The sequence below is a fragment of the Scopulibacillus daqui genome (assembly GCF_016908855.1).
In the GTDB taxonomy this organism is placed as follows: Bacteria; Bacillota; Bacilli; order Bacillales; family Sporolactobacillaceae; genus Scopulibacillus_A; species Scopulibacillus_A daqui.
On the sequence record NZ_JAFBER010000017.1, the window covers coordinates 39923 to 60404 of the forward strand.

Annotated in this window: 23 protein-coding genes and 1 pseudogene; 18 read left to right on the top strand and 6 right to left on the bottom strand. The window is 39.9% G+C overall.

From position 1 onward, the window contains the following. The first annotated feature begins 142 nt into the window (after window positions 1–142). Window positions 143–1504: an aspartate kinase gene (locus JOD45_RS11835; RefSeq protein WP_205004103.1), complete on the top strand. Its 1362-nt coding sequence runs from the start codon at window positions 143–145 to the stop codon at window positions 1502–1504. A gap of 99 nt (window positions 1505–1603) precedes the next feature. Here JOD45_RS11835 and JOD45_RS11840 read toward each other — a convergent pair whose 3' ends face one another. Both JOD45_RS11840 and JOD45_RS11845 read right to left on the bottom strand, forming a co-directional pair. Further along, window positions 1604–2431 (bottom strand): HAD family hydrolase, encoded by an 828-nt coding sequence (locus JOD45_RS11840; RefSeq protein WP_205004104.1) that lies wholly within the window; start codon window positions 2429–2431, stop codon window positions 1604–1606. Between the two features lie 59 nt (window positions 2432–2490). Then, window positions 2491–2787 carry an MFS transporter gene (locus tag JOD45_RS11845; protein WP_205004105.1) on the bottom strand — a complete coding sequence of 99 codons (297 nt, stop codon included), beginning with the start codon at window positions 2785–2787 and terminating at the stop codon, window positions 2491–2493. A 117-nt stretch (window positions 2788–2904) separates the two neighbouring features. Between JOD45_RS11845 and JOD45_RS11850 the strand changes: the two genes are divergently transcribed. Continuing rightward, window positions 2905–3612, top strand: coding sequence for an ArsR/SmtB family transcription factor (locus JOD45_RS11850; protein WP_239549242.1), 708 nt, complete (start codon window positions 2905–2907; stop codon window positions 3610–3612). A 310-nt stretch (window positions 3613–3922) separates the two neighbouring features. Here JOD45_RS11850 and JOD45_RS11855 read toward each other — a convergent pair whose 3' ends face one another. Next, entirely contained in the window at window positions 3923–4504 is a 582-nt protein-coding gene (locus tag JOD45_RS11855) for a GNAT family N-acetyltransferase (RefSeq protein ID WP_205004106.1), read from the bottom strand. Between the two features lie 144 nt (window positions 4505–4648). On the opposite strand from JOD45_RS11855, the gene JOD45_RS11860 reads away from it, so the two are divergent. Beyond that, window positions 4649–5215 (top strand): MOSC domain-containing protein, encoded by a 567-nt coding sequence (locus JOD45_RS11860; protein ID WP_205004107.1) that lies wholly within the window; start codon window positions 4649–4651, stop codon window positions 5213–5215. Between the two features lie 86 nt (window positions 5216–5301). Here the strand turns inward: JOD45_RS11860 and JOD45_RS11865 are convergent, their stop codons facing one another. Next, a complete protein-coding gene (locus tag JOD45_RS11865) occupies window positions 5302–6213 on the bottom strand; it encodes an aldo/keto reductase (RefSeq protein WP_205004108.1) in 912 nt (303 codons plus the stop codon). A 513-nt stretch (window positions 6214–6726) separates the two neighbouring features. On the opposite strand from JOD45_RS11865, the pseudogene JOD45_RS16610 reads away from it, so the two are divergent. Further along, window positions 6727–6930: pseudogene (locus JOD45_RS16610) on the top strand (antibiotic biosynthesis monooxygenase family protein); the annotation flags it as partial. A gap of 243 nt (window positions 6931–7173) precedes the next feature. Beyond that, complete coding sequence (locus tag JOD45_RS11870; protein ID WP_205004109.1) at window positions 7174–8661, top strand: peptide MFS transporter; 1488 nt, start codon at window positions 7174–7176, stop codon at window positions 8659–8661. 53 nt (window positions 8662–8714) lie between these two features. Here the strand turns inward: JOD45_RS11870 and rarD are convergent, their stop codons facing one another. Further along, window positions 8715–9680, bottom strand: a complete 966-nt coding sequence (gene rarD / locus JOD45_RS11875) for an EamA family transporter RarD (protein WP_205004110.1) — start codon at window positions 9678–9680, stop codon at window positions 8715–8717. A 212-nt stretch (window positions 9681–9892) separates the two neighbouring features. On the opposite strand from rarD, the gene JOD45_RS11880 reads away from it, so the two are divergent. The 3 genes from JOD45_RS11880 to JOD45_RS11890 all read left to right on the top strand — a co-directional run bounded on the left by JOD45_RS11880 (window position 9893) and on the right by JOD45_RS11890 (window position 10869). After that, window positions 9893–10036, top strand: a complete 144-nt coding sequence (locus JOD45_RS11880; RefSeq protein ID WP_205004111.1) for a hypothetical protein — start codon at window positions 9893–9895, stop codon at window positions 10034–10036. After that, window positions 10021–10164, top strand: a complete 144-nt coding sequence (locus JOD45_RS11885) for a hypothetical protein (protein WP_205004112.1) — start codon at window positions 10021–10023, stop codon at window positions 10162–10164. Before JOD45_RS11880 ends, JOD45_RS11885 begins: the two co-directional genes overlap by 16 nt. A gap of 168 nt (window positions 10165–10332) precedes the next feature. Next, window positions 10333–10869 carry an NUDIX domain-containing protein gene (locus JOD45_RS11890; protein WP_205004113.1) on the top strand — a complete coding sequence of 179 codons (537 nt, stop codon included), beginning with the start codon at window positions 10333–10335 and terminating at the stop codon, window positions 10867–10869. A gap of 216 nt (window positions 10870–11085) precedes the next feature. Here JOD45_RS11890 and JOD45_RS11895 read toward each other — a convergent pair whose 3' ends face one another. Further along, window positions 11086–12093 (bottom strand): hypothetical protein, encoded by a 1008-nt coding sequence (locus tag JOD45_RS11895; RefSeq protein ID WP_205004114.1) that lies wholly within the window; start codon window positions 12091–12093, stop codon window positions 11086–11088. 301 nt (window positions 12094–12394) lie between these two features. On the opposite strand from JOD45_RS11895, the gene JOD45_RS11900 reads away from it, so the two are divergent. The 10 genes from JOD45_RS11900 (at window position 12395) to spoIIAB (ending at window position 20478) form a co-directional block, all read left to right on the top strand. Then, window positions 12395–13564: an endonuclease Q family protein gene (locus JOD45_RS11900; protein ID WP_205004115.1), complete on the top strand. Its 1170-nt coding sequence runs from the start codon at window positions 12395–12397 to the stop codon at window positions 13562–13564. Between the two features lie 94 nt (window positions 13565–13658). Continuing rightward, window positions 13659–14291, top strand: coding sequence for a stage II sporulation protein M (gene spoIIM / locus JOD45_RS11905; protein ID WP_205004116.1), 633 nt, complete (start codon window positions 13659–13661; stop codon window positions 14289–14291). Window positions 14292–14404: 113 nt separating this feature from the next. Then, window positions 14405–14857, top strand: a complete 453-nt coding sequence (gene fur, locus JOD45_RS11910) for a ferric iron uptake transcriptional regulator (protein WP_205004117.1) — start codon at window positions 14405–14407, stop codon at window positions 14855–14857. A gap of 125 nt (window positions 14858–14982) precedes the next feature. Beyond that, window positions 14983–15213 carry a YqzK family protein gene (locus tag JOD45_RS11915; RefSeq protein WP_205004118.1) on the top strand — a complete coding sequence of 77 codons (231 nt, stop codon included), beginning with the start codon at window positions 14983–14985 and terminating at the stop codon, window positions 15211–15213. Between the two features lie 4 nt (window positions 15214–15217). Beyond that, window positions 15218–16108, top strand: a complete 891-nt coding sequence (gene xerD / locus JOD45_RS11920; RefSeq protein ID WP_205004119.1) for a site-specific tyrosine recombinase XerD — start codon at window positions 15218–15220, stop codon at window positions 16106–16108. 146 nt (window positions 16109–16254) lie between these two features. Beyond that, entirely contained in the window at window positions 16255–17439 is a 1185-nt protein-coding gene (deoB, locus tag JOD45_RS11925; RefSeq protein WP_205004120.1) for a phosphopentomutase, read from the top strand. Between the two features lie 33 nt (window positions 17440–17472). Beyond that, window positions 17473–18282 carry a purine-nucleoside phosphorylase gene (locus JOD45_RS11930; RefSeq protein ID WP_380897285.1) on the top strand — a complete coding sequence of 270 codons (810 nt, stop codon included), beginning with the start codon at window positions 17473–17475 and terminating at the stop codon, window positions 18280–18282. Window positions 18283–18412: 130 nt separating this feature from the next. Beyond that, window positions 18413–19588, top strand: a complete 1176-nt coding sequence (locus JOD45_RS11935; protein ID WP_205004122.1) for a D-alanyl-D-alanine carboxypeptidase family protein — start codon at window positions 18413–18415, stop codon at window positions 19586–19588. Window positions 19589–19686: 98 nt separating this feature from the next. After that, window positions 19687–20037 carry an anti-sigma F factor antagonist gene (gene spoIIAA / locus JOD45_RS11940; RefSeq protein WP_205004123.1) on the top strand — a complete coding sequence of 117 codons (351 nt, stop codon included), beginning with the start codon at window positions 19687–19689 and terminating at the stop codon, window positions 20035–20037. Then, window positions 20038–20478, top strand: a complete 441-nt coding sequence (gene spoIIAB, locus JOD45_RS11945) for an anti-sigma F factor (RefSeq protein WP_205004124.1) — start codon at window positions 20038–20040, stop codon at window positions 20476–20478. Window positions 20479–20482 lie beyond the last annotated feature (4 nt).

Genomic DNA, 20482 nt, shown 5'->3' on the forward strand with positions numbered 1-20482 from the left:
GCGCTTTAAGAAGCTAATTGATTTGTATCCCCTGAAAGGCCAAATGTTCACTTGAGGCGGATTTTCTCTTGATTCTTTCCTTATCATAAGCAATAATAGTAATTAAAGTTTATCTGAATGTTTTGAACAGCGGGGGATAAAAATGAAAATTGTAAAGTTTGGCGGCAGCTCATTAGCAACCGGAGAGCAGATCGAAAAAGTTTTTAATATTGTCACATCGGATCCTGAACGAAAGATCGTCGTTGTTTCAGCACCTGGAAAGCGGCACGCTCAAGATGCTAAAGTCACAGATTTGTTAATTGATTGTGCCAAAGGATATTTGCAATTCGGGGAAGCGAAGTCTTCCTTTGAAGCGGTTATAGAAAGATACGATCTTATTGCAAGGGAACTGAGCCTTTCTGATGAAATCATAAGAAACATTCATGATGATTTATTGACTTTATTAAACAGTGATAAAAGCCGCCCTGAAAAATACTTAGATGCCGTTAAAGCGAGCGGTGAGGATAACAACGCAAAGCTTATTAGCACCTACTTTAAACAAAGAGGCATCGAGGCTCACTATGTGAATCCGAAAGAAGCTGGGCTGATTGTCAGCGATGAGCCGGGTTGTGCACAAGTGCTGCCTGAATCTTACAAGTCTTTGTATAAACTGCGCGAACGTTCAGGGGTTCTTATTTTTCCAGGTTTTTTCGGTTACAACAAGAAGGGGGAAGTCGTTACATTTTCCAGAAGCGGTTCGGATATTACAGGCTCTATATTGGCCAACGGAACCAAAGCCGATCTTTATGAAAACTTCACCGATGTCGATGCTGTATATTCTGTTAATCCTGCTATCATTGCCAATCCTAAAGAACTTCGGGAACTAACTTATCGGGAAATGCGGGAATTATCCTATGCAGGTTTTTCTGTCTTCCATGATGAGGCGCTCATGCCTGCTTTCCGTGCCGGCATACCCGTCAATATCAAAAATACGAATGATCCATCCAAAACAGGGACGAAAATTGTGAATGAGCGTGAGCATACAGATACGCCTGTTATTGGCATTGCCAGTGACAACGGCTTTTGCAGCATATATGTCAGTAAATATCTGCTCAATAGGGAAATTGGATTTGGGCGCAGGCTTTTACATATTTTAGAGGACTTTAACTTATCTTTCGAGCATATGCCTTCAGGAATTGACGACATTTCAATTATTTTAAGGCAAGATCAAATAGACCGTAAACAAGAAGAGCATATTATGATGCGGATTAAGGATGAACTTCAAGCAGATGATGTAAAAGTTGAATATGATTTAGCCATTATTATGGTCGTAGGCGAGGGGATGAGGCGAAATGTCGGCACAGCTGCCAGAGCATCAAATGCGCTGGCGCGAGAAGGCGTTAACATTGAAATGATTAATCAAGGCTCTTCAGAAGTAAGCATGATGTTCGGCGTTAAGGAAGTGGATGAATATCGGGCTGTTCAAGCGCTATATGAGGAGTTTTTTGCAAGTGTTCCGGTTTAATCATCTAAAACTTGTCTAACGCCCGGCCCTAGACGCTGTATATTGGCATTTTAAGCAGAACCCATAGTGATGAAGGGTTCTGCTTATGATTTTACGTTTTCAATATTCCTGTTCAGGCGACATAGATGATCTATGGGAAGTATCCTTAAGGTGCCGAAGGATAGAAAGAACATCTTTCAACCGCTTGACTTCGTATGTCGGCTGGTTGTCGCCGGGGGCGGCTGCACCATGATGATTAATCCAAATGGACTTCATGCCGACGGCGTTGGCCCCTTTTATATCAGCGTTTAAATTATCGCCAACCATCACCGCTTCTTTATGATTAAGACCGGTTTCAGAAAGGACATATTCAAATAAAGCTGGATCTGGCTTTCCTTTTCCAAAATCACCGGAAATCACAATTTTTTCAAAGAATGGCGGGAGCTCATGCGCAGATGTTAGTTTCTGATTTTGCAGTGTCGGAGCGCCGTTCGTAATCAGAACAAGCCGGTATTCTTCTTTTAAATGTCTCAATACATCTAATGTATCCGGATAAAGATAGGCAAGCTGTTGTCTCGTTTCCTTAAAAATACCGGCTAGTGTTTTGCCAAGATGCCCATCATTCATACCAAGTTCCTGAAGACTCTCTGTCCAAACACGGATTTGATATTCAGGTGCTATTCGTTCCAATTCAGGGAATTCTAATGTTCCGTCGTGAAAGGTTCCCCATAACCCCTCAAAGGGATTAATCCCGATCATTTTTGTAAAAGGATATACATCATACTCGGCATATATGGTTCTCGCTTTATTTCTTACATGTTTTTCGATTGTCTCTGGATCGATCCCAATTTTATCGGCGGCTATGGTACAAGTTGTTTCAAAAGCTTCTTTAATGCATTTGGAATCCCAAAGCAAAGTATCATCAAGATCAAAGAAAACGGCTTTCATCTGTCCACCCCTCGTATAATTGTGAGTTATCTGAAATCGCCTATTATTCTATTATCATATCAGAAAGACACCATCGATAAAAAGGCGGAAATCATATGAGTATTCAAAAAGGAATAAATTCTTAAGCGGCCGATGTTATCGCTTAATCGTCCAAATAAAATGATGGTGCTGGTCAATGTCAGGGTATACAGTGTAACTGTCCAAGCCATAACTGAAATTGGAGAATGAAAGCTTTTTACAAGCGCCGGCAGGACAACATTAATAATACCAGTATCTAAGGTAGACAGAAACAAACCGATGCTCGCCGTAAAAATAATCATTTGATCGGATATATTTCGCTTCAAGGTCTCCTTCATGTTCGAATCACTCCATTTCGTTTACTGTCATCATTGTATATCCTTGATATTTCACGTGGCATCGAAATATTGTGATGGTATACTTTTATATAAGATATTTCTTTGGGGGTGAGCGGAATGGAAATGTACTCTGGTATTTCTGATACAGCTTCGTTAATTGGTGATCCGACCCGTTTGTCTATATTGATATCATTGGCTGATGGACGGGCGTTAACGGCAAGCGAACTTGCGAAAATGGCAAAAGTAACGCCGCAGACGGCGAGCGCGCATCTTTCAAAATTGGTGCAAGGGTCGCTTATCACTGTTGAGACGCAAGGAAGGCATCGTTATTACAGCCTTGCCAGCCAGGAGGTTGCGCATGCAATTGAAGCTGTAGCCGCTATTTCACCGCCGCTGCAAGTGAGGTCGTTAAGAGAATCAAGCCGCAAGAAAGCCCTTAGTTTTGCACGCACTTGCTACGGCCATCTTGCCGGGAAGCTGGGGGTAGCTCTAACAAATGCGTTGCTTAAGCATGGCTATTTTCGGGATTTGGGAGAAGTTTACGAAGTGACTGGAGAGGGAAAGCAATGGCTGCGTCAATTCGGCATTGATCCTTTACCGAAAAACATAGATTTCAATGCTGTTCCGCATCACATTGATTGGACAGTCAGAAAACACCATATCGCAGGGCCGCTGGCGCTGGCCATCACTGAACGGCTGTTTGAACTTGGGTGGATTAAGAGGGGATCTATTCAAAGATCAGTACAGATTACAGAAATTGGACACACCAAAATGCTTGAAACTTTTGGCATAGACACAGACGCTTTACAGCAAAAAAACTTCTAACAATAATGCTTTCATATTGGTGTGGAGAAAAATATAGAATATTGAGAATTGCAATTAAGTATCTTTTGTTATATTTCATATTTCATAAGGAAACGTCATGTAAAAAGGCGAAAAATGAGGGAGAAAAAGAGATATCTATAAATGAAAACTCATAAAAACGAAGAAACATTAATTAAAAAGATCAAGAATCATTTATTGAATAAACTATTGAACATGTTGGCAGGAAAATGCAAATTAAACCATTGCTTCTGGGGGTTTGTGGGGATAATCGGAAAATAGAATGGTAAGGTGATGGTCAGCAGCCTTGTATTTAGCGGCTGCTTTTCCTTGATTTCCATTCTACTCGTAAAATTCCCATTTTTACCGAGTCGTAATACTTGCCATCTACAATTCTCGCCTTTCTAATGCGCCCTTCTTCAATCATACCCACTTTCTCAGCCAGCCTGATCATTCGTTCGTTTCCTGACCAAGTCGTTATGCCGACCCGAACAACATCCATATTTTCGAAAATATAATCTGTCCATAGACTAAAAGCATCCGTTCCATAACCGCCGGACCAATAAGTTGAATCATAAATGACAATGCCGTTTTCCAGCCAATTTGTATGTTTGCTGACCCAATACCATCCCACGGTGCCTATGAGCTTCTGATCAGCTTCTATGACTAATGTCGAACGGGGGTCTTTTGTACCGGCAATCTTCAGATCATCTTTGTAATCATTATAAAACGTTTCATATGTTTTCGGTTCAACGGGTATGTAAGGACCGTTCCATTTCATATGCTCTCGGTCTTCGGCTTCATAAATCCAGTAATAAATGTGTTTCACGTCATCTTCAGTTAAATCTCGTAAAATCACTTTATTGCCTTGAATATTAACTTGATTGTTAACCAATGACTTTTGCTCCTTCTTTTAAACTACGAACGCTTTTATTTAAAAGTATATTATTTGTTATCTGAAAATGCAATCAATTCTTTTTTGTCAAAAATAATTAAGTTAAAATATAAATAAAGCCATAAGTTACCATGGAGGACCAAAATGAAAACATTAGAGGCTGTTGTTGAAGCTGTACTTATAGGCGATCATCCAGAATCATTCATCACGCGCCGGCTTGAAGAAGCCACCCTTGAATTTGGCGGCATTCCAGGCGACAGGCATTTCGGAATGACGATCGCTTCAAACTCTCGTCAGCCAATGTATCCGAAAGGGACAGAAATCTTAAACCGAAGGCAGATCTCAATATTATCAGCTGAAGAATGTTTATTAATAGCTGAAAAGTTGTCATTAGAAAATATACTGCCTGAATGGCTGGGGGCTAATCTATTGCTCAGCGGTTATGCCGAATTGACTCAACTGCCTATGGGATCGCGAATTCTATTTCCAAATGGGACAGGGTTAATTTGCATGGGAGAAAACCAGCCATGCGTTTTACCCGGTAAAGTGATTCAAAACATTCACGGCAGCCGTCCTAAGCTCGCCGCTCAATTTGTCAGCGCAGCCTTCAAACGCAGAGGCATCGTTTGTGCTGTAGAAAGGCCTGGGAAAATTCAGCAAGGGGACCGAGTCAAAATACTAGTTAATGACTTTTCAAATCCAATGCAATAGTTAAGACTTGCATCACTCTATTTCAATATCAATAAGCCGCAAGGAAAGGAGCCTTTCTTTGCGGCTTACACGAATACGCCATCTGCCTATCGGTGCTGTTTATATTGATTTGCCTTTGACAGCTCTTTAATCATTTGGATTTCTTGGTCAGATAAATCTGGAGAATCGGCGGCTTGAAGGTTACTGATCAATTGCTCTTCACGACTTGCTCCAGGTATGGTCGCAGCTACCGCCGGATGGGCTAATACATATCGAATAGCTGTATGAGACAGAAGACGTGCGCTGTTTGTTTTCTCTTTGAGTTGGGCCACCAGCGTCCGGCATTCTTCGCTTGTATAATCAAGATAACCTTTTTCCGGTATTTTGTTTAAGCCATTATCAGATAAAATCCCTTTGCCGACAGGGCCGCGGGCTATAACACTGACATTATTCTCTTTTAGAAAGTCCAGCATTTCTTCTTCGGGCCGCCGGTCTAAGATACTGTATTGCATCATGACACTGACAATTGAAGATTTCTTTACGTATTCGCGTATTACATTTGGCCGGATGGAGCTGATACCGTAATAACGTATAATGCCTTCTTGAACTAATTCTTCGAAAGCTTCAATGGTTTCGTCGATAGGATCTTCAATCGTACCGCCGTGCAGCTGAAAGAGATCAATATAATCAGTGTTTAACCGTTGACAGCTTTTTTTAACAGCTTCTTTTATGTAAGCTTTAGAAGGGTCCCAAAACCATCCTTCTTTTCCGGGTTCCCAATGGTTGCCGGCTTTTGTAGCAAGAATGATCTGATCCCTTTTTCCTTTTATGGCTTTGCCTAAAACTTCTTCAATCCGCCCATAATCGTATAAGTCCGCAGTATCAAAAAAATTAACGCCTTCATCAATCGCTTTATTTACAAGGTAAACAGCATTCCGTTCGCTTTTTGGAAGAGACATTGTGCCATAACCAATTTCACTGACATAAAGGTCAGAGGTGCCTAGCTGATTTTTCTTCATGCTTTTTCCTCCTGTCCATCACTTTTTTATACTTCTTAGCCGTGCAGCTGTCCGCCAGACTCCTGTCTGAAAACGAAAGATTATGCTATCGGACAGTAAAGATACCGATAAGTTCAAGTCATCACCAGTAGGAAAGAACAAAATCCCACTGTTAATCCTTGATTTTATTATATAAGGATATAGAATGAAAAGTCGAACGATCGACATTCACGTTGTAGGGAAAATTGGATAATATATCTTGATGCTATATAGAACCATATAAAAAAGCCATTAGAGCGGGAGTCAAAGATCTTGATCTCATTACGCCGGTCTTTGATAAGTACAGAGTTTTTTACACCCGTCATCCAATAGACCAGAAGGCAGGCACTTTCTTAAGGGGCTGAAGGAGAACAAAACGGGAATTACCAGCCTTAGGACTTACCCAGCACCTCTATGAATAATAAAAGATAACGAATATTTTCATTACCTTTTACATTTTTGAATGATTGAGAGGTTAATATATGAAAACCTAATGGATTTATAGATGTTGAAAGTGTTAGAGACGAAACAGGCCTCGGGATAACTGTTTCATATTGGGAATCTTTGGAGGCTATTCATCAATGGAAAGAACATGTGATGCATAAGGCCGCTCAGGAAAAGGGGAAAAGTGACTGGTATGAACACTGCGTCATACGGATATGCAAAATCGAAAGGGAGCATGCATTCACCGAAAAATAAAAAGGAAATTTATAATTATTAAAGAATCGCAACTATCTGAGTTACGATTCTTTTTTAATAATTCTTGTTTTCGTTATTTTCCTTATTTAACAAATTTATTCCATTCTCTTGAAAGTTAATATAGAGAAATGGCAAAATAGAGAAGGTAGATTATCAGGGGGTGTATCGAGAATTTTCACACTATTATCTGTTGAGTGATAAAAACAACATCATAGAATTTCTCGTGAAAAAGGAGCAACTGATATGGCAGATGATAAACAAAAAAGGCTGGAGACCATACCTCAGACCGGTTTTTTTGGTCATCCTAGAGGTCTCGCAACCCTGTTTTCAATTGAGTTTTGGGAACGCTTTTCTTATTACGGCATGCGCGCCATTCTATTATTTTATATTTATTATTCAACAACTAAAGGCGGTTTGGGTCTTGATAAAGCGACCGCAGCATCTATTATGTCTATTTACGGATCACTGGTATATATGTCAAGCATTATCGGCGGCTGGCTGGCCGACCGGATTTTAGGCAGCAGATCGACAATTATATTTGGCGGCCTGCTGATTGCATTTGGACATTTGGTTTTATCGATTCCAGGAAGTGTGCCGGCATTATATGTTTCGATGGCACTTATCATTTTAGGCTCCGGGATTTTAAAACCTAATCTATCCAATATCGTAGGTGATTTGTATTCCAAAACCGACTATCGCCGAGATGCCGGTTTCAGTATTTTTTATGCCGGAGCCAACGCAGGTTCGCTATTGGCACCGCTTATTGTTGGAACTGTCGGACAAGTTTACAGCTTCCACCTTGGGTTTGCTATTGCGGCCGTTGGCATGATCATAGGCCTTATTTGGTACATCTTAACATCAAGAAAAACTTTGGGGCAAGCTGGCCGATATGTTCCTAACCCTTTAACGACGGAAGAAAAATCGAAAGTGTTTATACGTTTCGGCATTGGGGCTATAGTGATTATTATTTTGTTAATTGCAACAATTCCAAATGGACTGTTAACCATTAATAGGTTTACTTATGTTGTCAGTGGTTTAGGAGTTGTTATTCCGTTAGCTTATTTTATTGTGATGTACACAAGCAAAAAAACGACTCAAGTTGAAAAATCAAGGCTTATCGCTTATATACCGTTATTTATTACAGCCATCTGTTTCTGGTCCATTCAAGAGCAAGGTTCAACTATTTTTTCTCAAGTGGCTGATTCTCAAACGAAACTTGATCTTGGCTGGCTGCATATCCAGTCATCTTGGTTCCAATCCATTAATCCGTTATATATTGTTATTTTAGCTCCTGTGTTTGCGGTTGTGTGGACAAAATTAGGCAAACGTCAGCCTTCTACACCTGTGAAATTTTCCATCGGTGTTATCTTGGCCGGTATATCTTTCTTGATCATGGTCATTCCTTTTATGTCTGGAACCGATCATAAGATTAGTCCGCTCTGGCTTGTCGTCAGCTTCTTGTTTGTGACTTTAGGAGAACTTTTCTTATCTCCTGTAGGAGCCTCCGCAACCACTAAGCTTGCGCCGGCTGCCTTTGCTTCGCAGACAATGAGTGTATGGTATTTATCAAATGCTTCGGCACAAGCCATTAATGCGCAATTAGTAAAGTTATTTAATGCCAATACAGAAATCTTGTACTTTACCGTTATAGGCATTGTGTCTATTGTGATTGGGATCATCCTTCTCTTCTTATCTAAGAAAATTCATAGCTTAATGAGCGGAGTCGATTGATTGTACACTGAGAAATCTATAAATCTTTTAAAAGGCATGAAAATGCAGAAGTCTTATTGGCTTCTGCATTTTTCATTCGGATAAGGGCTGTGCTTTCTATGAAAGATTTTGTCTTCAATACCGACAAGCCATTTTGATCGTGAGAAAGCGTAAAGGATGAGTGATAACCAGATGAGAATAAATGATAAAAGGTTATGACGGTCGAACGGCTCATGATAGAAAAGTGTACCAAGAATCAGCATAAGTGTCGGTGCAATATATTGGAAAAATCCGACCATTGTTAGTGAAATCCGATTAGCTCCAGCGGCAAACAGCAATAAAGGTACAGCAGTAACAACGCCAGCCCCTATTAGCAACAAAGTTAAGGTTGGATCGCTAAAACTAAATAACCGGTCCGCGTGAGCATCGAAGAAGGCTAAATATAATAAGGCAACGGGTGTGACAATAAATGTCTCAATGGTTAATCCCGTCATCGCTCTTAAGCGGACAGTTTTTTTAAGGAGGCCGTATAAGCCAAAAGTCAAGGCAAGGCCTAACGAAATCCAAGGGAAAGTCCCTGTCTGAACGGTCATTAATACAACGCCGATAAGCGCGGTGATAAAGGACACCATTTGCCACATTGAAAGTTTTTCTTTTAAAAAGACAATCCCCAGTAAAACGCTGATTAGCGGATTAATGTAATAACCGAGACTGGATTGTACGACATGACCGTGTTCTACAGCCCAAATAAATATATACCAGTTTAATGTAATGAGAAGAGACGCTGCGATAATAGTCAGCAATTTTATTGGTTTGGCAAACAATTGTTTTATGTCGTTAATTAGATGAACTGTGTTCTTAGTTATTAAAATAATAATCAACATAAAAACAAAAGACCAAATAATCCTTTGGGCAAGCACTTCTTCGGCGCCAGCGCCATCGATTAATTTCCAATAGGCAGGCAAAATGCCCCATAAGAAATAGGCGCCAATAGCTGCCAATGAGCCAAGCATCAGTTCGTTTGATTGGGAAGATCTCATCATTCTAACCCCATTTCTCTTTAATGATAAAATTAATTTTAGAGATGCAAACCAAAATTTTCAAGGATAAAATTCAATGAATTCAAAATTATACACAGAGAAATTATTTTTCAAACGAAACCATTAATTATGTTACAATAAAGAAAACTTGCCGATTGGCGAGCCGGCGGCGAAGACAGAGGCTTAGTTGCGCTTATACTTAGTTCCTTTAATTGGCTACAACGTCGAGAAGGCTCCAGGTTAGCCAATTGATCATACTAACGTATAAAGAAAACTTGCCGATTGGCGAGCCGAGAGGCGAAGACAGAGGCGTAGTTGCGCTTATACTTAGAACCTTCAATTGGCAACAACGGTGAACCAGCCCGCGGTCAGCCAATTGACCAAACTAACGTATAAAGAAAACTTGCCGATTGGCGAGCCGGGAGGCGAAGACAGAGGCTTAGTTGCACTTATACTTAGAACCTTAGATTGGCAACAACGGTGAACCAGCCCGCGGTCAGCCAATAAATCAATCTAACGTATAAAGAAAACTTGCCGATTGGCGAGCCGAAAGGCGAAGACAGAGGCCTAGTAGCGCTTATACTTTCATTCGCAGCACATTAAAAACAGTAAAAGTATATAAAAAGAGTTTTAAAGAAGGGAATGTCTTTATTTGGACACATTAAATGAAAAAACAATTCATTCTAAAACAATTTATGAAGGGAAAATTATAAAGGTCAGAGTAGATGATGTGACCCTTCCAAATGGAGGAACAAGCAAAAGAGAAATCGTCGATCATCCGGGGGCAGTGGCGGTTATCGCTCTGAATTCAGAAGGAAAGCTTCTATTGGTTAAACAATTCAGAAAACCGCTCGAAAAGGTTATTTATGAAATTCCTGCAGGAAAACTCGAACCTGGCGAAGATCCGAAGCAAACTGCTCTGCGGGAACTTGAAGAGGAGACGGGGTATAAATGCAAGGAAATGAGCCATGTTGTTTCCTTTTATACATCACCCGGCTTCGCCAATGAACTTGTTCACATTTATTTTACAGATTCGTTAATTGAAGGACAGAAGCACTTGGATGAAGACGAGTTTTTAGAAAATATAGAAGTGGATTTAGAAGCAGCTGTTGATATGATAAGGGATCAACGCATATTTGATGCAAAGACTGTTTATGCCGTTCAATATATGCAATTGATAAGCAGTTAATCGTTAAAATCCCTTGATTTCTTAGGGGAGGCTATTTGCTTGCAATCAAAGCAAGAAGCGAACCTTTGGACAGTTCTTTTTCAAAGCCTTTAGTTTTTTTATAATTTGTATGACAAAAAATAAGGAGAATAAAACAGTCTGGGAATAATAGCCGCTGCTGTTATTTGTTATTACATATGGATATTTCAAAAAGAAAAGCCACCTGTATGATGGTGGCTAATTCTTCTTAAATGAAGGGTGTTCCCAATAATCATCTGCTGTGTTTGGAATATTATCGGATGGGGGATTATCCCGGTTAATCTGATCTAATGTATCTCTATCAAATGATGCTTTCATAACAATATCATTAGAGGTGTTTCCGTTTTTGCCTTTCATAGGGAAAACAATGTTAAATGCTATATTGTTAATATCCGTATGATCTTTTAAATCCGCTAATGTGTCAGCTATATCCTTCCACATGCCTTTTTTTATCAAGTTTTTAGATGGATTATCTCTTCCAAAAACTTTTATTGATATTTCGTTATCCTTATTATAGCTAATGCCAATAATACTTTCTTCATTATTAAAGGTGTTTTTATCCCCAAACTGTTTATGAACAGCTTCGGAAACCTCATCTATAACAGAATTGATTTTAAAGTCTTTTTGTATTCTGTCTTTAATAGCCTTATCTTTAGCTATTTCTTCAGCTGTACGTGGTTTGTTTTCAATGATGTAGGCAGTAATCGTTGGTAAGCTTCTAGGAGGTGTACTTGTTTGTTTATTAGGGTCGGCTTTAATTTCTTTTTCTTGGCCTTCATATGTTCCGTAGAGGCGAACCCGTTTATATTGGTGAGTATTTATATATGACAAGTCTTCGTTCTTAATAATATATTCGTTGCCATCTCGATCGCGTACTTTGAATTGGTCATCTTTTCCTACATTATCTTTATAATTATTCATATTTATTGGATAAGCTTTTCCCTCGATGATTATTTTTGTTCCTTCTGCAGTATGGCCTAACCGATGATAAGGGACTTTTTTCGCTTTTTCTTTTATATCAGATGCCAATGCCATATCAACATTTGCATGATCTAATTTAGCATAAGGGCGCGAACCCGAGTCATCCCCATTAACCCTGGATGCTGTTGTTTCCTTTTTACTATCAGCTTCTGCTTTCTCACTCCCGCAAGCTGACAAGATAATAACAAAAAATAAAGCCATAAAACTAAATGAGATCTTTTTCAACTCATGCTCCTCCTTAATATCTGCTTCAACAATAACCTACATTACCAATACTAACTTCTCAATACTTTTTCAGGGTTATTTTCGTAAATATACCTCGTTTGTCAAACTCTCTTCAAAATTTCGGGTATAACTGGAATAAAGCCGACAATCCCAATATGATAAAAAATCAACGTTTTTGTATAAAAGTTTTAAAATTTGTTAATCTATAATTACAAGCAATCGTTAAAGTTAAAAAATACTCGATGGGCGGAGTAAAGGAAAATATGTCTTTTATTGAACTTTATATAAGGAAAGAACTTGAATGAAGAATTTTTTTGCAGATTTACATATTCATATCGGCAGGACGGAAAGCGGTAAGCCTGTCAAAATTACCGGTGCAAAAACATTAACAATAGACCGGATTTTAGAAGAAGCGTCGAATCGGAAAGGGATCGATATCATCGGCGTTATTGATTCGCATGTTCCAGAAGTTATTCATCAATTAGAGAAGATGATAGATAATCAATTAGTGAAAGAGCTTGCGGACGGCGGGCTTAAATACGGGTCAACCACTTTGCTTTTAGGATCGGAAATTGAAGTTAATGATGAAACAACGAAAGGGCCTATTCATATTTTGGCCTTTATGCCGACGCTTGAGCAAATGCGGGCTTTCAGCGCTTGGCTATCTCGTTATATGACTAATATATCGCTTAGCACACAACGCTTTTCAGGAACGGCAAAAGTTTTGCAGAAAAAAGTGAAATCGCTGGGCGGCTTATTTATTCCCGCACACATTTTTACACCATTTAAAAGCTTATACGGATGCGGGGTTTCCTATTCCTTAACGGAAGTGTTCGATCCTGATTTGATTGATGCGGTTGAATTGGGCTTGAGTTCGGATACGTCTATGGCTGATCAAATTCCTGAACTATACCGTTATCCTTTCTTAACCAATTCAGATGCACATTCATTAAAGAAAATAGCAAGGGAATATCAAAAACTTCTATTAAAAGAACCGACATTTAAAGAGTTCTCCTATGCTTTAAAGGGCATTAACGGACGCAAAATCGCAGCTAATTATGGGCTCGATCCCCGTTTGGGCAAATATCACCGCACTTGCTGCGCCAATTGTTATACAGTCCTTAATAACCACAAACAAGGCGAACGCTGCCCTGATTGCGGGGATAAACGGGTGATCAAAGGTGTTTATGATCGCCTGATGGAATTAAAACAAGCAGGTCATCCGCCGGAACGGCCGCCTTATATTCATCAAGTGCCGCTGGAATTTATTCCAAGCGTTGGACCGAAAACTTTAGAAAAGCTGCTTCGCCGTTTTGGAACGGAAATGGCCGTGATTCATCAGGCCAGTGAAGAAGAATTAAAAAGGACCGCAGGAGAAAAAACGGCGGATTTGATTATTAAAGCAAGGGAAGGCCGCTTGTCGCTAGAAACAGGCGGAGCTGGAAGGTACGGTAAGGTGAAAGGGCGGTAGCGCGGATGTTATATTAATTTTTACTAGATTTTTGTCATAGATTTCGGCCTCTCTCATAGACTCTTTATAAGTCTATTGAGAGGGGGCTTTACTCATGAACAGCAGGGAAATTAAAAAATGGATGGCAAAACATATTCAAGATAACCTTTCAATCTATACGTTTGTTATTGTTCTTTTTTTCACGGGCATTATTTTCGGGGCGGTTATCGTTAACAGTTTGCCTTATGAAGTGAAGCAAAATTTATTTGATTATTTAAATCAGTTTTTCAAGGAACTATCAGGCGGGAAAATAGCAGGTCCTTCTGCTATGTTAAGTGAAAGTTTCTTGCAGTATGTCCAGTATCTTGGATTTATGTGGGTGCTCGGTTTATCAGTAATCGGCTTGCCTGTCATTTTTATTCTTTTATTTTTAAAAGGCATTGTTATTGGATTTACCGTTGGGTTTCTAGTCAATCAAATGGGGTTCCACGGTTTTTGGGTGGCCATGGCCAGTGTTTTTCCGCAGAATCTTATTGTTATTCCGGCTTTTATCATTATGGGGGCAGTCTCCGTCAGCTTTTCTCTTAAAATGTTCCGGCAATTGTTAATGAAAACCCGTAAAAAACCGCTCCTGCCGCAGTTTATACGCTATGCTTTGTTAATGTTGGCTGTAAGCATCCTGATGTTTGTCGTTTCAGTCTACGAAGCTTATCTTTCGCCTGTATTCATTCGCGGGATTATTGGCTGATCCGGTCTCAGATTATAATTATTATAAAAAATAAATTAAAATTATTTTAATTTGACACCTTCTTTCGTAAAGTCTATAATAATTTTTGTAAAGAATGCGAGGGAGGTTAGGGTATGGAAAGTCGCATAGACCGGATTAAAAAGCAATTGCATTCACAAAAGTACAAACTGACACCCCAACGTGAAGCAACTGTTAGGGTACTATTGGAAAATGAAGAAGACCATCTCAGTGCAGAAGATGTTTACCTCCTCGTAAAAGAAAAAGCGCCTGAAATCGGATTAGCCACAGTATATCGAACGCTTGAACTGCTAACGGAATTAAAGGTCGTGGATAAGATCAACTTCGGTGACGGCGTCTCGCGCTATGATTTAAGAAAAGAAGGAGCGGCGCACTTTCATCATCATCTCGTATGCATTGAATGCGGGGCGGTTGATGAAATCCAAGAAGATTTATTAGGCGATGTTGAGAAAGTTGTTGAGAAGGAATGGCAGTTTAAGATAAAAGATCATAGATTAACTTTTCACGGTATATGCCACCGCTGTCAAGATGCGCATAAAGAAAAATAAATAAGCAGATGAATCATTGACAGAATGCCTTTTCCATAAGGGAGAAGGTTTTTTAATGTATAAACCCTATTAAATTTGGCATATCTTGTACTAATCATGATTTTTGCCAACAATGGGGTGTGCATATGAAAGAGCCTTTAAAAGTGATTTTTGATACAATAAAAGTAACTGTATTATTTACTATATGTACAGCAGCCTTTTATTTTGGTTTGAAGTGGCTTGATCACAATTATGAAAGTTACCATAAGTATGATGAGCCAAGCGGACGTGCTGTGAAGGTCTATGAACCTATTGATTCCAATAAAAAAATGGATTGGTCTGGGCGGTTGATCGAGTTTTTCAGAAATGGGGAATAAAATCATGAAAGACCAAGTAGAGGATTTTATTCATTATTTGCATGTAGAACGCGGTTTGGCAAATAACACAATTCAATCGTATCGAAGGGATCTTAACCAATATTTAGCATACATACGGGACGCAGAAAAAGTCACTCATTGGCAAGATGTCAGCCGGACAATGATTACTAAATATTTATATAATCTGAAAGACGAAGGAAAGGCGCCTGCTACTTTAGCCCGGCAAACCGCAAGTATTCGCAGCTTTCACCAGTTTTTATTAAGAGAAAATATTGTTAATCATGACCCGTCGCATCATGTTGGTGTCCCCAAAGCAGAGCGGCGGCTGCCAAAGGTTCTGTCACTCAGTGAAGTTGAGGCTTTGCTTTCTTCCCCAGAGGCTAATACTCCTATAGGATTAAGAGATCAAGCCATGCTGGAAACACTGTATGCAACCGGCATTCGTGTTTCTGAACTCATGGGGCTTAATATAGAAGATATCCATCTGACAATGGGATTTCTTCGATGCATGGGCAAGGGAAGCAAAGAAAGAATTATTCCTCTTGGACGCATGGCTTTAAAAGCTATGAAGCAGTATATAGAGGAAGGGCGGCCGAAACTGTTAAGGAATAAGCAGCAGGAAGCTTTATTCCTGAATCATCATGGCAATCGTTTAACGAGACAAGGTTTTTGGAAAATTTTAAAACAGCTATCATTAAATGCTGGTATCACAAAATCAATTACACCGCATACCTTAAGACATTCCTTTGCCACTCATCTGCTTGAAAACGGCGCTGATTTGCGCTCCGTCCAAGAAATGCTTGGACATGCAGATATATCAACAACGCAAATCTATACACACGTGACAAAGCAGCGCTTAAAAGAAATTTATACCAATTATCATCCCAGGGCTTAACGGCATGATTTAGATATCGGCAGGCCAAGCGGACAGTCCGCAAGCCATTGTCCGCTTTTCTCTTGATGGGAACTCCTTATAAAATGAAAGCGTAACATAACTGTGCTAAACGATTTAAAGATTAGTCAAGGAATGGAGTTATTGTTATGAAAAAAAATGCTTTTAAACGTATTTTTTTAATCGTATTAGATTCAGTCGGGATCGGTGAAGCGCCGGATGCCGAAAAGTTTGGCGATAAGGGCGCAGACACTATCGGCCATATAGCCGAGAAGATGAACGGCCTTAAGCTGCCTCATTTAGAGTCATTTGGACTTGGCAATATCAGAGGCGATATCAAAGGCGTTTCCCCTGTTCAACATCCGAAAGCTCATTACGGCCGCATGCAGGAAGCATCAAATGGCAAGGATACCATGACCGGACACTGGGAGATTATGGGTCTTAAAATCGAAAAACCATTTATTACTTTTCCGGAAGGTTTTCCAGATGAGTTAATTAAACAGCTTGAAGAAAAGACAGGAAGAAAAGTAATTGGAAATAAACCGGCATCCGGTACGGAAATTATTAAAGAACTTGGTGCTGAACATATGGAAACAGGCGCTCTCATTGTTTATACATCCGCTGATTCAGTTTTGCAAATTGCGGCACACGAAGACATTATTCCAATTGATGAACAATATCGCATTTGTGAAATCGCACGTGAGTTGACAAAAGACGAGAAATATATGGTCGGCAGAGTCATTGCCCGGCCGTTTATCGGAAAACCGGGTCAATTTGAAAGAACGGCCAACCGTCATGATTATGCTTTAAAACCATTTGGCCATACGGTTATGAATGAACTCGAGGATCAGCATTTCGATGTGATTGCATTAGGAAAAATTAGCGATATCTATGATGGCGAGGGTGTAACGGAAGCCATTAGAACTAAAGATAATATGGATGGTGTAGACAAGCTTCTTGAAGTCATGGATAAACCGTTTCACGGGTTGTCTTTCTTGAATCTTGTTGACTTTGACGCCAAATATGGCCACCGCCGTGATCCAATCGGCTACGGTGAAGCGCTTGAAGCATTTGATCGCCGAATGCCAGAAATTCTCGAAAAATTAACTGACGAAGACTGTTTAATCATTACTGCCGATCACGGCAATGATCCAACGTATACGGGAACCGATCATACGAGGGAATTTGTGCCTTTATTTGTTTATTATAATGGCATTAAAGAAGGCCATGAGATACCTCTTCGCCATACTTTCGCAGATCTCGGCGCTACAATCAGCGATCATTTTGATATTCCGATGCCAGAACACGGGACAAGCTTTTTAAAGGAAATATAAATAGTGGGGGAAATAAAGATGTCAGTAGAAACAATGATCAATAAAGCGCTTGAAGTCATTAAGCCGCAATTGAAGGAACAACCCAAAATTGGTTTGATTTTAGGCTCAGGTTTAGGTGTATTAGCAGATGAACTGGATGAATCTGTTGCCATTCCTTATGAAAAGATTCCTTATTTTCCTGAATCAACGGTTGAAGGCCATGCGGGACAATTCGTTTTTGGCAAGCTTCAAGGTGTACCGGTAGTTGCTATGCAAGGGCGTTACCACTTTTATGAAGGGTATGACTTAACACAAGTCACTTTTCCTGTCCGTGTTATGAATGCTCTAGGCATTGAAAAATTGATTGTAACGAATGCGGCGGGCGGCGTTAATACATCATTTAAGCCTGGAGACTTAATGATTATTAATGATCATATTAATATGCTTGGCGCTAATCCGCTGATTGGCCCGAATGATGAAAAGCTCGGCGTGAGATTCCCTGATATGTCGGAAGCTTACAGCAAAAAGCTCATAAAATTGGCTAAGGATACGGCTGGAGCGCAAGGAATCGATATTAAAGAAGGGGTGTACCTTGCGACAAGCGGTCCAAGTTACGAAACACCTGCTGAAATAAGAATGATGCGTATGCTTGGAGCTGATGCAGTGGGCATGTCGACTGTCCCGGAAGTGATTGCAGCGAATCACAGCGGTTTGGAAGTCCTTGGCATCTCTTGTATTACGAATGCGGCAGCGGGTATATTAGACCAGCCGTTGTCACATGAAGAAGTTATTGAAACAACGGAGAAAGTTAAAGTTACTTTTGTTCAATTAGTTAAAGCGCTAGTCCAAAAACTTGGCGAATAATCATCATGTCGTGAGCAACGTTTATGTTGCTCATTTTTTTTGCAAAAAATAATGCTATAAACCCTCGGATTTGTATAAACATGAAAGTTTTGGAAAGAATATTAGAGATTATGGATTGGAGGGATTCTAGATGAAGGCATTTGCGGCCGTATTGACAAGTTTTATGATCTTCTTTTCGTCGCTTGCAATACCAGCTGTGACTTGGGCAAAGCCGGATCCGCAGAATAAGCAGCTTGTAGATCAGGTGAAATCGGCAATCCTTATTGAGAAAGATACTGGGCGTGTGCTATTCAGCAAGAACGCAAACAAAGAGCTGCCGCCGGCGAGCATGACAAAAATCATGACACTGCTGCTTATTTTTAAAGCGTTAGATCGTCATGACATTTCATTAACAGATAAGGTCAGAATCAGTGATCATGCAGCGTCGATGGGAGGATCGCAAGTCTTTTTGGAACCTGGGGAAGAAATGACAGTCAATGAACTATTAAAAGCTATTGCAATTGGTTCGGCTAATGATGCTTCAATGGCTATGGCTGAGTACGTGGCCGGATCTGAAAGCGAATTTGTTAAAAAAATGAACCAAGAAGTCAAGGCATTAGGACTTAAGCATACACACTTTGAAAATCCAACGGGCCTCCCTGCAAAAGATCATTATTCCACCGCCCATGACATGGCTATCATGGCGAAGGCTCTTCTCCATTATGAGAAAGTCTTGCATTATACTTCGAAATATGAAGATTACTTGAGAGAAAATACGGACAACAAGTTTTGGCTGGTTAACACCAATAAGATGGTAAAGACTTATCCTGGTGTAGATGGATTAAAAACCGGGTATACCAATGAAGCAAAATACTGTCTAACAGCAACAGCAAAGAGAAATGATATGAGAGTGATCGCTGTTGTTATGGGGGCGCCGACGACAAAGGAAAGAAATAAACAAGTGGCAAGACTATTTGATTACGCGTTTGCCAATTATCAGACGAAAAAGCTCGTTGATGCGAACCACGTTGTCAAAGAAGTGGAGATTAACAAAAGCCAAGAAGGAAAGGTGCCTGTGGTAACGCAGGATCGTGTTGTGCTGCTTCTTAAAAAAGGTACAGATAAAAATAAAATCAAAACGAAGATAAAAATCAATAAAAATTTGCATGCGCCTATGAAGAAAGGGACAACTGTCGGTTATTATATGGTAACAAGCAAAGGCAAGGTTTTAACGAAAACTCCTTTAATTGTTGCTAAAGATATAAAAGAAGCATCGTGGTGGCAATTATTTAAAAGAAATATTGGGAAAATGACGAATTGGGGTTAATTCACCTCGAACCAACACTAGTTTTGTCATGATGGAGGATAAAGCGCTATAAATATAGAAAAGCTTTTTATTAGTGACGAAATGAGGAGGAGAAGTCAGTGAGTCTTCGCATTGAATTGGAAGTCAAGCATCAAGTGTTGTGTATTCGCTTAGAAGGGGAACTTGATCATCATACGGCGGAAAGTTTAAGAAATCAAGTCAACGACGTGCTGCAAAAGCAGACTATAAACCATATCATTTTAAATCTCGGCGAATTGCAATTTATGGACAGCTCGGGATTAGGTGTTATATTAGGCCGTTACAAACAAATCGCAAGCCGGGGCGGTGAAATGGTTGTTTGTTCAATATCTCCAGCGGTGCGCAGGTTATTTGAAATGTCTGGAATGTTTAAAATCCTTCGTTTAGAGGAAAATGAACAAAATGCACTACAGACTTTGGGGGTGGCCTAATTGAAAAACGAAATGACACTTGAATTCTTAGCTGTCAGTGAGAATGAGTCTTTTGCCAGAGTCACTGTTGCTGCTTTTGTAGCACAGCTTGATCCAACGATGGATGAATTAACCGAAATCAAGACAGTCGTTTCTGAAGCTGTAACAAATGCCATCATTCACGGATACAACAACCAAGGTGATGGTAAAGTCTATATTAAGGCTGAGCTGGCGGACGGAGCAGTTAATTTAATGATTCGTGACGAAGGCGTAGGCATTGAAAACCTTGAAGAAGCGCGTCAGCCTTTGTTTACGACTAAACCCGAATTGGAAAGATCAGGAATGGGATTCACTATCATGGAAAATTTTGTAGATCATGTTGATGTTTATACCGCTCCAGGACAAGGAACAACCGTTTATTTGACTAAACATTTATCCAAAAGTAAAGCCTTATGTAACTAAGGAG

Bases quoted from the DNA above. Each gene is read 5' to 3' on its own strand.
- JOD45_RS11835 (WP_205004103.1), top strand. From the start codon at position 143: ATGAAAATTGTAAAGTTTGGCGGCAGCTCATTAGCAACCGGAGAGCAG.
- JOD45_RS11840 (WP_205004104.1), bottom strand. From the start codon at position 2,431: ATGAAAGCCGTTTTCTTTGATCTTGATGATACTTTGCTTTGGGATTCC.
- JOD45_RS11845 (WP_205004105.1), bottom strand. From the start codon at position 2,787: ATGAAGGAGACCTTGAAGCGAAATATATCCGATCAAATGATTATTTTT.
- JOD45_RS11850 (WP_239549242.1), top strand. From the start codon at position 2,905: ATGGAAATGTACTCTGGTATTTCTGATACAGCTTCGTTAATTGGTGAT.
- JOD45_RS11860 (WP_205004107.1), top strand. From the start codon at position 4,649: ATGAAAACATTAGAGGCTGTTGTTGAAGCTGTACTTATAGGCGATCAT.
- JOD45_RS11865 (WP_205004108.1), bottom strand. From the start codon at position 6,213: ATGAAGAAAAATCAGCTAGGCACCTCTGACCTTTATGTCAGTGAAATT.
- JOD45_RS11870 (WP_205004109.1), top strand. From the start codon at position 7,174: ATGGCAGATGATAAACAAAAAAGGCTGGAGACCATACCTCAGACCGGT.
- rarD (WP_205004110.1), bottom strand. From the start codon at position 9,680: ATGAGATCTTCCCAATCAAACGAACTGATGCTTGGCTCATTGGCAGCT.
- JOD45_RS11900 (WP_205004115.1), top strand. From the start codon at position 12,395: ATGAAGAATTTTTTTGCAGATTTACATATTCATATCGGCAGGACGGAA.
- spoIIM (WP_205004116.1), top strand. From the start codon at position 13,659: ATGAACAGCAGGGAAATTAAAAAATGGATGGCAAAACATATTCAAGAT.
- fur (WP_205004117.1), top strand. From the start codon at position 14,405: ATGGAAAGTCGCATAGACCGGATTAAAAAGCAATTGCATTCACAAAAG.
- JOD45_RS11915 (WP_205004118.1), top strand. From the start codon at position 14,983: ATGAAAGAGCCTTTAAAAGTGATTTTTGATACAATAAAAGTAACTGTA.
- xerD (WP_205004119.1), top strand. From the start codon at position 15,218: ATGAAAGACCAAGTAGAGGATTTTATTCATTATTTGCATGTAGAACGC.
- deoB (WP_205004120.1), top strand. From the start codon at position 16,255: ATGAAAAAAAATGCTTTTAAACGTATTTTTTTAATCGTATTAGATTCA.
- JOD45_RS11930 (WP_380897285.1), top strand. From the start codon at position 17,473: ATGATCAATAAAGCGCTTGAAGTCATTAAGCCGCAATTGAAGGAACAA.
- JOD45_RS11935 (WP_205004122.1), top strand. From the start codon at position 18,413: ATGAAGGCATTTGCGGCCGTATTGACAAGTTTTATGATCTTCTTTTCG.